This is a genomic window from Haloferax sp. ATB1, assembly GCF_000730175.1.
Genome location: NZ_JPES01000033.1, coordinates 1 through 13,261, shown reverse-complemented (window position 1 = coordinate 13,261; position 13,261 = coordinate 1). Strand labels below are relative to the sequence as shown.

Below are 13,261 nucleotides of genomic sequence, written 5' to 3'. Positions count from 1 at the left end.
ATGACCGCCATCGAGACGCGCGGCCTCACGAAGCGCTACGGCGGCGCGCCCGCCGTCGCCGACCTCAACCTCACCGTCGACGAGGGCGAGGTGTACGGCTTCCTCGGCCCGAACGGCGCCGGGAAGTCCACGACCATTGATATGCTGATGGACTACACACGCCCGAGTGCGGGGACAGCGCGGATTTTCGGGTTAGACGTCCGCGAGGAGGCAAGCACGATTCACGCCCGCACCGGCATCCTCCCGGACCGTTTCGGCGTCTACGACTCGCTCACCGGCCGCGAACACGTCGCCTATATCCTCGACGCGAACGACGCGACCGGCGACCCCGAGACGATCCTCGACCGTGTCGGCCTCACGGACGCCGTTGACCAACGCGCCGGGGGGTATTCGAAGGGGATGCAACAACGCCTCGGCCTGGGGATGGCCATCGCCGGTGATCCAGACCTCCTCATCCTCGACGAGCCGTTCTCCGGACTGGATCCGTATGGAGTTCGGTTAGTCCGTGAAGTCGTCTCGGACGAGCGCGACCGCGGTGCGACAATCTTCTTCTCCAGTCACGTCCTCGACCAAGTCGAGCGCGTCTGCGACCGCGTCGGCCTGCTCGCCGACGGCGAACTCGTCGCCGAAGGCACGCCGGCAGAACTCCGCGCGACGGCAGGTGTCGAAAGCCGCCTCCGTATCGACGCCGACGCCGATGATACCGCGCTCGCGGCCGTGCGAGCCATCGATGGCGTTACGCGTATCACGCGAACGGACGGTCGAATCGAGGTCGTCTGCGACGCCGCGACTCGCTATCGTGCGCTCGAAGCACTCGACGATTCCGGGGCGACGATTCGGTCGTTCGACGTCGATGTGGGCACGATAGAGGACGCCTTCGTCGCCATGGCCGACGGTGAGCCGACGGCGCCAAGCGAGGACGCGCCGTAATCAATCGAGTGCGCGGCGCCGATAGCTGATGAGGGCGAGCGCGACTGGGAGTGCGAACCAGCAGAGGAGTTCCCCGAGGCGACCGCCGGATGAAGATACCAGACAGGGACATCCGCGCCGTAGGCCGCCCGCACGACCACAATATTTGAGAAGACGTTCGACTGAAGCGCGTCGGTGAGTACCCCGGCCGCGTTCCCGGCAGAGTTCGGAACGCCGAGGAGGGCGTTCGTCACGACGTGATAGAGGCTCGCTGGCGGCGCCCACCGGAGCAGAAGGTACGTCGGGCTCGCTGGCGGGGAGAAACCGTTTACGGCCGTCCCGGTGAGCGCGCCGTAGACGATGTTCGAAATCTGGAACCACGTCAGGTAGAGGCCGGCAAGCACAAGGACGGCGACGCCCGCGACCATCTGCCGGCGTACGACTGTCGAGAGCGCGACGCCGAATCCCGTCATGCAGTAGACGAAAGCGACAGTAACCGCAAGGAACCCGACGAGTACGTGTGGTGGGGCGACGCCGTGCTGGGGGATGGCGACGAGGCACGTTCCGAGGACGACGAGGACGAGCGAGAACGCGATTGCGCTGGCTCGTCCGATGATAACACCGACGAGCGTCGCGGAGCGCGAAACGGCCGTCCCGGCCGTCATACGGATGCTCCCGGAGTCGCGTTCGGTGACGACCGTGCGAAATGTCAGCAGAAGCGTTCCAAATCCGCCGATAACGCTGATCGGCGATTGCAGGGCAGCAAGCGGCACGCGCGCTCCGAGGGCATCTCGAACAAGTGTTGACGGCGAGAGGCTGAGGACGCCGGCGACGAGGACGGTCGCGCCGAGTAGCCAGACGCCGGAGCCGTGCGTAAGCCGGCGGAACTCGCGTCGCGCGAGCGGCTGCCACCGTCCGGGGAGCGAATCCACCCAGCCTCCGCGGCCGACGACCGCTGTGGCCGGCGTTACGGCGACACGCGGGAGTGACGGACGGTTCGCCCACGTACGGCGGAGCCGGCCGGGGCCACCACGCGGGGTGAGGTCGCCGTAGCGGATTGCCGAGACGCCCACGAGGAGCGCGAGGGCAGGCCACGCGAGGAAGATGGGGACACCGACCCATACCGGCAGCGGCGGGGACGCCGTGGCGAGCGTCCCGTTGTTGCGGAGCGCGTCGCTCACTTGGAGCGCGGCACTTCCGGGACCGACCGGGACCCCGAGGAGCCAATCCGTGAGCACGTAGTAGGCGCTCGGGAGAGAGAACCATTTGAGAGCAGAGAACAGCTCGGGGTGGGCCATCTCGTTACTCGGCGTGGAGCCCGTCACGAGATTCCAGAGGAGCGCAACCGTGATGTCGCTCCAGAATATCCCGAGGAGGAGCGTGACGGCGAAGACGACGCCGGCGGCGCGCGTGGTCGAGGACATCGCGGCCGAGAGCGAGACGGTGACGGTCGTCCACGCGAACGCATAGGCGGCCGCCGCGACGAGGAGGCCAGCGAGCACGGGGAGAGAGATACTCCCGTACGTGTACGTACCGTAGGCGACGAGCAGCGGCGTGGTGACGAGGACGGGAACCATGATGGCGGATCCGCGGCCGAGAGCCTTCCCAACGACGAGGTCGGTGCGAGAGAGTTCAGTGCCAAGGAGCACGCGGGCGGTGCCGCTCTCGCGCTCGCCGACGACTGATCGGAAGCCCAGCGCGGCGGCGGCGAACGGAACGACAATTGCGACGGCGGTCTGAGCGCGTGGAAACGCGGCGGCGTCGCCGAGGTGTCGGATGACGGCCTGTTCGGGACTCGTGGGGACGCGGCTCACGAGGAGGAGACAGAGCGCCAGAAGCCACGGCGTCTTTCCTCGGAGGCATCGCTGGAACTCTGTTCGTACGACTGACACGGAGGGCATACTGGAGCAGGTTTTGCGCACTTGTATAAGAACTTGTGATTGGGGAGGACTGTTGATTCTGTTCAGTCTAGTAGTCGGGTATATCGAGTCAGACGTGAACAAGCGCTTGCTCAGCTTCTGTTCCTCCTGTCTCGTTGCGGGAACTACGGTGCCGTTCAACGAATTGTGAGGATGGACTTCCGGACTACGAAGGAGGTCTCGTCACTCACGAGTTCCTCCGAAAGCTGGCCAACCATCTCGAACCCGGTGAAGAACTCGACATCCAGACGGCGGGGTTCACGAACTGCCGCTTCCCCGTGCTTGCGAAGCGGTACGTCGTTCGCGACGGCGAAGTCCTCCACGCCGATCTCAATTCCCTCAAGCCGATCGACGAGTAGAGTTGTTCGTCCCCCGGGAGGGGTGCAGGGCGATCCAGTCGCGGTCGCCCCGTGAGGTGATTGTTCAATGGGCCACCGCACACTCGTTGCGTACGAACGCACAGACGGACAGTACACGCTCCACTACTCTCATTGGGGCGCAGCGAACCTGAAGCTCAAGCACCGAATATCGGCGGAGTCGCCGTTCGGTGGCGACGACACCGACACCACGTGGGCGAAACAGCTGCTGGCGGAACTGGCCGATGGCCTCGAAGCGGATGCGGTCGACGGCTATCTCGTCAGCGAGGATCGACCGTCGACGGTCGTCGAGCCGAAGTCCCGCGCCACCGGGCTCACCCTCGACGAAATCGTCGCTGACCCTCTCGACTATCTCCACCACGAGGCGTTCTTTGTGGTGTCGACCACGTTCGAGGTGACTGCATACCGGACGCTGTGGTTCGGCCTGCAGTACGATTCGGAGACGGTCGAACAGGGAGAGACGGTCGGGAACGGCGCGCTCGCGACGGTGCGCTGGTACGACGGCGAGCCGGTCGGCGACGACCACCTGCAGGGACAGTTCGTGGCCCTCAAGCACGTCGTCGGCGACGTACTTGACACAGGCGTGTTCACGCCGTCGACGGCGAGGCAGTACCTGCAACGGAAGCTGGCCGAGCGAGTCGGGGACCGCCAAGAACTGCGCATCCCCAGCACCGACCAGCACCCCGTTCGTTCTGGTTAGTCACAGTTCGTTCGTAGCGTCACCGAATTCCCAGACGTGAAAAGCAGACCACGGCTGATAGGCACACGTCCTGTTGCAGCCGTCTCAGCCAGAGTCCACAACTCGCTCCCGTCCTCAATGCTCAGACCGACAGTCCGGTCAGTCGTCGGAACGACGACCGACTCCCCAACGACCAATGGGGGGCCTGCGACATCAAGGGCTTGTTCCCACTGGACGTCTCCACTCTCAACGGCCAGCGCATACACGGTTTCCTTGTCCGCGCTGAAAACGCGGCGGTACCCGACCGCTGGCGCGAACAGGTCACCATCGTACATCGCTTTTGACCACTGCCGGTCTCCACTGGTGGCATCGAACGCCACGAGTTCGTAACGGTCGTAGCTCGCGAGGACGACATCCTCCGTGCGGACGAGCGGTTCCGGGATATTTGGCCCAGGGGTCCCCCACTGGGTCTCACCCGTCTCGCGGTCTAGCGCGTAGATTCCTTGGGCGGCAGAGCCATCTGCCGTGATGTACACAGAGTCATTGTCGATGGCCGGCGGTGCCGGGATGCTTGCACGCTGGTGATCGTCACCGAACGACCGCGCCCACTGCGTATCGCCGGTAAACGTATCAAGAGCGGTTACATCGCCCCGATCGCTCGTGGCGACGAGGAGGTCGTCAGCGACGGTCGCCGGATTGGGTCTGCCAGCCGTATCGTGTGTCCAAGTGGTCGTCCAGCTAGCGGTGTCGAGTGCGACGATCCCGCCAGTCGATGGTTCAGTATAGTCGCCAAGTACGGGCGTAACAGCAATCGAACCTGCGAGGGCTGGCGGCCCAGTTGGACGCCGATTGAGTTCGTGGGTCGTCTCGGAGGACCCGTCGTCGAGTTGTACGGTGGTCACGATACCATTCTGCTCGCGAGGCGCGCGGCCGACGACGACAGCCGTATCATTTGTGGCAACGAGTCCGGTGATATCGATATCGTCTGCGAGGGAACTCGTCCAATAATCACCGCCAGCCGTGAGCGTCGGCTGATCGGGAACGGCGTTCGTATTGTGCGGAGAGGCACGTGTCTGTGGCCACTGCGCGACGCCAGGATCTGTCGGTGTACACGAATTGGTCTGGCAGCCGGCAGTTGCCGCGAGAACCGTCGTGGCTGAGACTACAAGGTATTCACGGCGCGATATGGAGGGCATCTGACCGAAACGTCGGATACAGAACCCATAGGGGTTTTGGGTATCCATCGGTGGGCGGGTTACTCGAAGCCAACTGCTGTTTTTCAGGGGCCGGAATGGGTGAGTCCCGCCGGAGGCTCGTGATTTGATGCCCGAGTAACAAGGCGACGATCCGTTTCACGACTGCGAGTTAGGTCCCGAGGCGATCCTCGGAACACACACCTTCGAAGACGTCCTGTTCACCGACGGGACGGAACCCCCGGTGAACGTGTTCACCGGCGAGACACCGGCACATTCGCAAGCAACCGTCGAGGAAGCGAAGGAGTTCGCTGCGAGTATCGACGCGGAGACGCCCCAAATCGCGCTCCCCGCATCCGTCGAGTCGCAGGTCGAAACACAGAGCAAGCCCTTCACGGCGGCCGCATTCTTCCACTTCAAGGTGACTGGCTCGCTCGAACGCCACCGCGCCTACCACGCCGCCTACGGGGCGGACTCGTTCGCAGTCGACTTCGATAACCAACGAGTGAACAGCATTCTTCTCTACGTTGGGAATCTATCTAGACTGTCTGACGAATATCAGACCTCACCGTTTCCACTAATACACTTATACGATGAGGGGTAGCGGAACCTATTCTCCCCCCATTATGGAAAAACCAAGGCTAAACTCCGCCCTGCAGGAAAGTATGGATGTCAACGCGTCTTGATAGAAACTGCGGAACCCATCTGTGCTCGGCACACCCTTGGTGTGAGGAGAGGAGGCCCGAGAGAGCGGTTTCTTTCGGTGGCCTCCAAGAGTTACTGCGTCTCACCGTCGCCGACGGCGAGGTTGCCGGGTCGCTTCAGTCGTCTGCGTCGGCTGTCGTCTCGGTCTCTAACTTGCCTGAAACGGGGGATAGGCCGTGGGCGAGTGCGTTTCCTGACGCCGTATCGAAGAGGTGGACATTCCCCCGGTCTATCACGACTTCGACGTCCGTGTCTTCCCGAATCGTCGAGTCGGGCTCAACGCTCATCAGCAACTGGTCATCAGTCCCTGACTGGTCCATTGAGGTTCGACCCTCGCCCAACAGCATGTACGCGAATATCTCGTCACCCATCGGTTCGAGAATATCGACGCGCGCGGCGATGAGCGAAGAGGAGTCTTCGACTTCGACCCGTGCTCCGCTGGGATAGATGTCTTCGGGACGAATCCCGATGGTTACCTCGTCACCCACCTCAACAGCCTCGACAGACGCCGGATCGAACGCGAGCGAGAAGTTCGCTGTCGAAAGCGCGTCTTCTGTGACCGTCGCCTCGGCGAAGTTCATCGAGGGCGAGCCGATGAAACCCGCGACGAACAGGTTCGACGGCTCGTTGTAACAGACAAGCGGCGGGTCTATCTGCTGGAGTTGGCCGGCGTCAAGGACGGCGATACGGTCCGAGAGCGTCATCGCCTCTTCTTGGTCGTGGGTGACGTAGATGATGGTCGTGTCCAGTTCCTTGTGGAGGCGCTGGAGCTCGGTCCGCATGTGGACCTTGAGCTTCGCGTCGAGGTTCGCTAACGGCTCGTCCATGAGAAAGACATCAGGCTCACGGACGATGGCGCGGGCGATGGCGACGCGCTGTCGCTGGCCGCCGGACATCTCGTCGGGCATGCGGTCGAGCATGCCCTGCAACTGGACGATTTCGGCGGCGCGCTCGACGCGGCGCTCGATTTCCTCCTTGTCGTAGTTGCGGAGGCGAAGCCCGAAGGAGATGTTGTCGTAGACGTCCATGTGGGGGAACAGCGCGATGTTCTGGAACACCATCGCCACCCCGCGGTCCTTCGGCGGGAGGTTCGTCACCTCGCGGTCGCCGATGTAGATCTCACCCTCACTCGGCTTCGTGAGTCCAGCGATACTTTCCATCGTCGTCGACTTCCCACATCCCGACGGGCCGACAAAGCAGATGAATTCGCCGTGGTCGATGTCGAGATTCATGTCGTCGACCGCCGTTACGTCGTCGTAGTGCTTGCTTACGTGTTCGAGTCGTACTCGTGCCATTGTTATTCTTTAAGTGCTCCTGCGGTCAGTCCGCTGACGATGCGTTCCTGCGCGATGATAACGAGGACGACGACGGGGATAACCCCCACAACACTCGCTGCGGCCATGAGGTTGTACTGCGTCGTGTACTGAGTCTGGTAGCTGAGAATCCCGCCGACGATCGGCGACCACTTGGACGCTTCGGGCGACGTCGCCATAATCGAGCTGAAGAAGTACTCGTTGTAGACGCTGATGAACGTGAGGACGCCCGCGGTCGCCACGCCGGGTGCCGAAAGCGGCACGATGACGCGGAATAGCGCGCCCAGTCGGGTCGTTCCCTCCACCCGCGCCGCGTCCTCCAACCCGTCGGGAATCTGCCCGTAGAAGGTCGTGAGGATGAATATCGACAGCGGCAGGAACAGCGCGCTGAACGGCATGACCATCGACCCCGGGGTGTTCAGTAGTCGGGGCGGCGTGAATAGCGGGACACCTATGAACGGAATCGTTATCGGGGCGTTACCGGCGAACGCCTGAAACAGCGGGATGACGAACGCTGCGGGCGGGAAGTAGCTGATGGCGAGGATACCGAGCATCAACAGCGCGCGTCCGGGGAACTCGATCCGTCCGAACACGTAGCCCGCGAGGCTCGCGACGACGAGGACGATAACTGTCGTCGTGGCAGCTAGCACGAAGCTATTCAGCACGTACAGGTGGAACGGGACCTGTTCGAAGACGGTAACGAATGCCGTCGGATTGAATCCTTTCGGAACGGGGAGCGGGAACGTGCCGCTGACACCGAATATTTCGACCGTCGGGAGGAAACTCCCGGAAAGCAGGTTCCCCTGCGGCGTCACCGCGAGGACGAGTAACCAGTAGAACGGGAATACTGTCGTGACCATGAAAAACGCCATCGCGACGTAGAACAGCGCTCGATACACCCGTCGTGGGTTGTGGATCGCGTTCCGTGCCCACCGCGCGAGCGGACCGGCGTCGTCTGCCGTGCCGTCGGTTTCGCTGGACATTATATCGCGTCCTCCCCCTGCCACAGGATGATACCCATCACGACGACGCCGATGATGGCCGCTGTCACGAATGCGATGGCCGCGGACGTCCCCTCGTGCGTGTTGAACGTCGAGACGACCATGCAGGAGAGTGAGGGGACGACGGTACAGCTTGAGACCGTATCGATGATACCGTACACGCGCATCGCCTGCACCGAGCGGAATAATACTGCAACTCCGATGGTCGGCAGGATGAGCGGGAGCGTGATGTATCTGAACTGCTGCCACTTGCTCGCACCGGCGACGCGGGCCACGTCGTACAGATTACGATTGATGCTCTGGAGCCCGGCAAGGATGAGTAGCGCCATGAACGCCGAGGTCTTCCAGATGTCAGCGACGATAATGATGAACGTCGCGCTGACCGTATCGTTCAGCGTGTTGGTTGGTGCCACTACTCCGAGGTCGGCGAGAATCGGCGTCGCGAATCCGACGTTCGAGTCGAACATCAAGAAGAACATCATCCCCTGGATGACGATTGGGACGGCCCACGGAATGATAATCGCCGCACGGACCCACCGCCGGCCGTAGAAGTCTTGATCTAAGACGAGCGCTTGACCCAGTCCGATGAGGGTCTCGAACAATACGCTGGCCACGGCGAAGATGAGGGTTATTACGAGGGCGCTATCGAGGAGACTCGCGGCGTCGAATCCGGTCGGGAGGAACGTCGTTCCACCGGGGAGGAACCGGTTTTTCTCTCCGGTGAACAGCGCGACGTAGTTGTCGAGACCAACGAAACGGACACTGGAGAGGTCAGTCGAGACGGCGTACAGTGACAGCTCGAACGTCCGCAAGAGTGGGTAGATAGCCACGATACCAAGCAGGACGAATACTGGGGTCAGCAGTAGGTACGCGTACTGCGTGTCGCTCAGGTTCTCCAGCCACCGCAAGAAGACGACGACTGGCCCCGACTGCCGTGACTCACGTGCCGGCTCCGCAGCCGTATCGGCGCTCATACTATCCCTCCGAGAGGTGTGGGACTCATGGTTTGATCTGTTGAGTGTGGAGCTCTCAGCTCGTCAGTTGCTTCTCTCAGTCTCTTCGAGGCTGGATTGGAGCGTCGCCATCGCCTCGGCCGACGACACCTCTTGTCCGACCGCACGGTTCGCTTGTTCTGCGATTTTGCTCGATTGGTTGTTCCAGACGGACGTAACCGGTCGAGCCATCGTGTTCTCACCGGCGACGCGGAGCGTGTCCATGTAGTCGCCGGTCGGTTCGAGCTCCGAAGCCGTCTCGGAGTTGAACAGGCTCGCCCGCGGCGGTAGCCATCCCTCGACCTCCAGGAGGAACAGCTGGAACTCCTCGCGCATCGACGCTTGGATGACCTGCGTGACAGCGTCGAGCTTCTGGCTGTTCGGGTTGACAGTAATGTGCCAGCCACCGAGTGCGGAGGTGGACCCACCGGTTCCGGGGAACTGCGCCTCGCTTTCGGGGACGCCGTAGGGAAGCGGCATCGTCCCGAGGTCGTCGCCGAACTCCGACGCTGCTTGGTTAATCGCGTACGGCCAGTTGCGGTGGAACACGGCGTTCCCGTCGACGAACGGCGCGAGCGAACTGTCTTCGATCCACCCGAGGATGTTCGTCGGTGTGAAGCCACCGCCGTAGTCGCTGAACTGCCCGTCGAAGCTCTCGTCGTGGACGAACTTTCGCATCATATTCAACGAGTTAACGACCGGGTCCGAATCGACGGTGACGGGTCGTTCGCCGACGGGACCGAAGAGGTTCTCGCGACCACCGAAGTAGGCGCCGCCCCACGAAGACAGGACCTCGTTGAAGGTACAACAGGCGGTTCCGACGTAGATATCCCACTGGGTGGTAAAGCCGTAATCGACGCCCGAGACCTCCTGTGCCTCGGCAGCGATGTTCGACCACCGCTTCCACGTCATCGGCTCGGTGGCCCAGTTTTCCTCGGTCGGATTGTAGCCGGCCTCTTCGACGAGGTCTTTCCGGTACAACATCGTCGGGTAGTCGGGGTACAGCGGAACACCGAACAGGTCCCCGCTGGCGGGGTCGATGGCCGTCTCAGTGAATCCAGCGAAGTACTCGTTTTCGATGGTCGAACGCGCACTTTCGGGGAGAACCTCAGAGAGGTTAGCGAGCTGTCCCCGCTGGATGAAGATGTTCACCCAGCCGTTGTCCATCATGAACATATCCGGCGTCGTCTCCTGAGAGCTCAAGAGCCGGTTGTACGTCGAGCGACGCTTCCCGCTGTCCGGCTGGCCCGGCTGGAACTCGACGCGGATGTCGTCCGAGAGCCCTCCTTTCTCGTGTAGCGCAGTGCGGAGCTGGTCCGCGTGGTCCTGTGCGACAGTCGCGTCAAAGCCCCAGACGACGGTCGTTCCGCCGCTTTCAGACTCACCGACCTGTGCACCGGTGTCGGAGCCGTTGCCGAACATACTCGCACAGCCGGAGAGGCCCGCTGTGACTCCCGTCGCACCTGCAGCGGCGATAAACCGCCGTCGTGAGACGCTCTTCTTCGTCGTCTTGCTCGTCTCTGGGTTCGCTGTCATCGTCCGAATTGTTCATCAAAATAGGGCCACTTATACTTTAGGGATTAGCTTTGAGATATCACAAGAACTTTATCTGAACTCTGTGGCCAGTAGGTGTATGGGACTCCGACGGTCACTCGACGATTACAAGCAGAACGAAGACGCAACCGACGTATTTCCGGGCGAACGGCGTACGCAGCAAGGCAGATTCAGCGGGTCGGACCAACGCCTCGTTCACGTTTCACCAGCCGGGTCGCTCCGAGACTACTCGTACCCACTTTCGGGATTCAGCGGCATCGTGTCCTCACGCTTCGGCGTCCGTGTCGGTGACGCAGTCGAGTGGTTCGATGCGCTCGACACGGGGAGCCAGACGTACCGAGCGGGCCGGTCGCTCGTCGAGACGACGCACCGTCTCGATGGATTCGACGTGATACAACGCGACGTTACCGATGGACTCGCCCACACGACGACGTTTGAGCTTGGCGACGGTGCGCCGGAAGATGCCGAACTGGCCGGGTTCGTCGAGATCAGCCCGGAGGGGCGAGACGGGCGCGTCGGGCAGCTAATCCACGACGAGGCCGTCGAGGTGTATCACAACCGCGAACACGACTATCTCGGCACCTCGACCGAGTTCGTGGAGTGTACGCCCCAAGTACTCGAACGGTTCGACGAGATACTCGCCGCGGAATCGCGGTCGTTTCCGGAGTTCGGCGCGTCCGAAGAGTACGAGGAGAGCCGCCTCACCGGCGGTGTTGGAGTCCGCGTCGCTTTCGAGGACGGTGAGACCAGTCTCGTCACCCTGCTGTCGGACATCGAAACGCAGTCGCGCTCGGATGCGCTCTCTGCGGTCGCGACCCGAACGCGACGAACTAACAGCGATTCAGACGCGCTCCTCGCGACGGCACGGCAGGCCGGACAGTACCCCACGGTCACGGACCGACTTGTCGCGACTGACCTTTCGGTCCTTGAGTTACTCTCCGCACCGACTGGGGCCCGAATTGCGGGACCGGATTTCGACCCATACTACCAGTACTCCGGCGGCTACGGCTACACGTGGTTCCGAGACGACGGAGAAGTTTCGACGTTTCTCTTGGAAGCCGACGAGTCGCTCGGGTTCGATGCAGCCGAGATACACCGACAGAGCGCCGAGTTCTACTTGCGGACACAGTTACCTGACGGCCGGTGGCCTCACCGGGTGTGGCCGATGAACGGCCGGCTTGCGCCGGGATGGGCGAACGGCCACATCGAGGGCACGGAAACGCAGTACCAAGCCGACCAGACTGCGAGCGTCCTCGTTTTCCTCGCCGAGTATCTCTCGGCATATCGACAGTCGCTCCGAAACGTCACCGTCGAGGCCATCGAGAACGCGTTACAGTCGGGAGTCGACGGGCTCGACAGTTCGCTGGAAGACGATGGCTTTCCGACGGTGTGCGAAAACGCGTGGGAGAATACGAATGGTCGTTTCACGCACACTGCCGCGAAGTTCGTTCAGGCCTACAGTACGATTGCGGCCATCACGTGCGATGCAGCCACCAGAGAGCGCGCAGCTACGCGGGCAACGCAGGTCTTCGACGCGCTCGATATGGCGTGGGCCGCCGACGAGGGAATCTACGCGCTTCGATTAGACGACGGTGACGGTAACTTGGACGACCGAGTCGACAGCACGACTTTCTCGCTCGTCGACGCCTACCTCGCCTACCGGGCCATCGAGGACATCGGCGAAACACGACTGCGGCGGCTTGAGCGCCATCTCCACACCGCGTTCTCCAGGCTCTGGAAAGAGACCGACGACATCTCCGGACTCACGCGATTCGAGGGCGATACGTGGCGGCAGCGAGGGCAGGGAAGCGAGAAGGTTTGGACCGTCTCGACTGGCTGGGGCGCGTACGCGGCCGAGAAGTCGATTCGACTCTTCTCGTCGACCGACGAGTACGATTCCGAGAAGTGGGCCGACCAGTTGTTCGACCAAATTGATCTCGACGGCAGTCTGTGCCTTCCATCGGGGTACCTCCCAGAGCAGTTCTTCGACACTGGGGCGCCGGACAGCGCGACGCCGTTGGGTTGGTCCCACGCCATTCGACTAGCCACGCACGCATCCCGTGTCACCCGAGGTGCCCGCACCGAGTAGGGAGTGTTACATTCGAACAACGGGGTTCGAGGCGGTTACCCGCCGGACAGCTCCCTGTCTGTACTCCCATACTAAGATTTATCCCCCGCCTTGGCCGAACACTTGGGTATGGTGGAAGACGAGGTGGTGGACAGCCTCATGAGGATTGGGCTCTCGGACAAGGAGTCGCGAGCATACGTGACGATACTCCGTAACGGGGCGACGACAATCCGGGTCGTCTCCGAAGAGGCTGACATCTCCAAGAGTTACGCGTACGATATCGTCGGAAAACTCGAGGAGCGCAACCTCATCGAAATCGATGATCACGTTCAACCGACGCAGTTACGAGCGATTCCGCCCGCAGAGGGCATCGCTAATCTCGTTTCCCAACTACAGACCGTTGAGTCCAAGCTAGAGGACCTGTTTGACTCCGAGAGCTACGAACAGCAGAAGTTCAGTATCATCAAATCTCGACGGACGATACTCGCTCAGCTCAACAAGCTGATCGACGCCGCTGAATCGGAACTCGTTCTCGCACTTCCCGCATCGGT

At 62.1% G+C, this 13,261-nt stretch carries 10 protein-coding genes and 2 pseudogenes; 6 read left to right on the top strand and 6 right to left on the bottom strand.

The features are described 5' to 3' along the window. Window positions 1–930 carry an ABC transporter ATP-binding protein gene (locus tag ATB1_RS05370; RefSeq protein ID WP_042662595.1) on the top strand — a complete coding sequence of 310 codons (930 nt, stop codon included), beginning with the start codon at window positions 1–3 and terminating at the stop codon, window positions 928–930. A gap of 266 nt (window positions 931–1,196) precedes the next feature. Here ATB1_RS05370 and ATB1_RS05365 read toward each other — a convergent pair. Continuing rightward, window positions 1,197–2,810: pseudogene (locus ATB1_RS05365) on the bottom strand (ABC transporter permease); the annotation flags it as partial. A 167-nt stretch (window positions 2,811–2,977) separates the two neighbouring features. On the opposite strand from ATB1_RS05365, the pseudogene ATB1_RS05360 reads away from it, so the two are divergent. Then, window positions 2,978–3,187 (top strand): annotated as a pseudogene (locus tag ATB1_RS05360) (hypothetical protein); the annotation flags it as partial. Between the two features lie 67 nt (window positions 3,188–3,254). Beyond that, the gene (locus tag ATB1_RS05355; RefSeq protein ID WP_042662594.1) at window positions 3,255–3,905 is read left to right on the top strand and encodes a DUF6735 family protein; all 651 of its coding nucleotides are present in this window, start codon (window positions 3,255–3,257) and stop codon (window positions 3,903–3,905) included. Here ATB1_RS05355 and ATB1_RS05350 read toward each other — a convergent pair. After that, window positions 3,902–5,080 carry a PQQ-binding-like beta-propeller repeat protein gene (locus ATB1_RS05350; RefSeq protein WP_042662593.1) on the bottom strand — a complete coding sequence of 393 codons (1,179 nt, stop codon included), beginning with the start codon at window positions 5,078–5,080 and terminating at the stop codon, window positions 3,902–3,904. The two genes, ATB1_RS05355 and ATB1_RS05350, sit on opposite strands and share 4 nt — an antisense overlap. A gap of 184 nt (window positions 5,081–5,264) precedes the next feature. Here ATB1_RS05350 and ATB1_RS05345 point away from each other — a divergent pair, with 184 nt between their 5' ends. Beyond that, window positions 5,265–5,681: a hypothetical protein gene (locus ATB1_RS05345; protein WP_241768079.1), complete on the top strand. Its 417-nt coding sequence runs from the start codon at window positions 5,265–5,267 to the stop codon at window positions 5,679–5,681. Between the two features lie 217 nt (window positions 5,682–5,898). Here ATB1_RS05345 and ATB1_RS05340 read toward each other — a convergent pair whose 3' ends face one another. From ATB1_RS05340 to ATB1_RS05325, 4 genes are all read right to left on the bottom strand, one after another. Beyond that, the gene (locus ATB1_RS05340) at window positions 5,899–7,077 is read right to left on the bottom strand and encodes an ABC transporter ATP-binding protein (protein WP_042662592.1); all 1,179 of its coding nucleotides are present in this window, start codon (window positions 7,075–7,077) and stop codon (window positions 5,899–5,901) included. Window positions 7,078–7,079: 2 nt separating this feature from the next. Then, complete coding sequence (locus tag ATB1_RS05335) at window positions 7,080–8,078, bottom strand: carbohydrate ABC transporter permease (protein WP_042662591.1); 999 nt, start codon at window positions 8,076–8,078, stop codon at window positions 7,080–7,082. Beyond that, a complete protein-coding gene (locus tag ATB1_RS05330; protein WP_042662590.1) occupies window positions 8,078–9,070 on the bottom strand; it encodes a carbohydrate ABC transporter permease in 993 nt (330 codons plus the stop codon). Before ATB1_RS05330 ends, ATB1_RS05335 begins: the two co-directional genes overlap by 1 nt. 63 nt (window positions 9,071–9,133) lie before the next feature. Then, a complete protein-coding gene (locus ATB1_RS05325; protein WP_042662589.1) occupies window positions 9,134–10,624 on the bottom strand; it encodes an extracellular solute-binding protein in 1,491 nt (496 codons plus the stop codon). A gap of 97 nt (window positions 10,625–10,721) precedes the next feature. Here ATB1_RS05325 and ATB1_RS05320 point away from each other — a divergent pair, with 97 nt between their 5' ends. Together ATB1_RS05320 and ATB1_RS05315 are read left to right on the top strand one after the other, a co-directional pair. After that, window positions 10,722–12,731 (top strand): glycoside hydrolase family 15 protein, encoded by a 2,010-nt coding sequence (locus tag ATB1_RS05320; protein WP_042662588.1) that lies wholly within the window; start codon window positions 10,722–10,724, stop codon window positions 12,729–12,731. Window positions 12,732–12,839: 108 nt separating this feature from the next. Beyond that, a partial coding sequence (locus ATB1_RS05315; protein ID WP_042662587.1) for a TrmB family transcriptional regulator occupies window positions 12,840–13,261 on the top strand: 422 nt, incomplete at its 3' end.

What these genes read in the sequence shown, in the direction of transcription:
- ATB1_RS05330 (WP_042662590.1), bottom strand. Translation starts at nt 9,070, where the DNA reads ATGAGCGCCGATACGGCTGCGGAGCCGGCACGTGAGTCACGGCAGTCG.
- ATB1_RS05325 (WP_042662589.1), bottom strand. Translation starts at nt 10,624, where the DNA reads ATGACAGCGAACCCAGAGACGAGCAAGACGACGAAGAAGAGCGTCTCA.
- ATB1_RS05320 (WP_042662588.1), top strand. Translation starts at nt 10,722, where the DNA reads ATGGGACTCCGACGGTCACTCGACGATTACAAGCAGAACGAAGACGCA.
- ATB1_RS05340 (WP_042662592.1), bottom strand. Translation starts at nt 7,077, where the DNA reads ATGGCACGAGTACGACTCGAACACGTAAGCAAGCACTACGACGACGTA.
- ATB1_RS05335 (WP_042662591.1), bottom strand. Translation starts at nt 8,078, where the DNA reads ATGTCCAGCGAAACCGACGGCACGGCAGACGACGCCGGTCCGCTCGCG.
- ATB1_RS05350 (WP_042662593.1), bottom strand. Translation starts at nt 5,080, where the DNA reads ATGCCCTCCATATCGCGCCGTGAATACCTTGTAGTCTCAGCCACGACG.
- ATB1_RS05370 (WP_042662595.1), top strand. Translation starts at nt 1, where the DNA reads ATGACCGCCATCGAGACGCGCGGCCTCACGAAGCGCTACGGCGGCGCG.
- ATB1_RS05355 (WP_042662594.1), top strand. Translation starts at nt 3,255, where the DNA reads ATGGGCCACCGCACACTCGTTGCGTACGAACGCACAGACGGACAGTAC.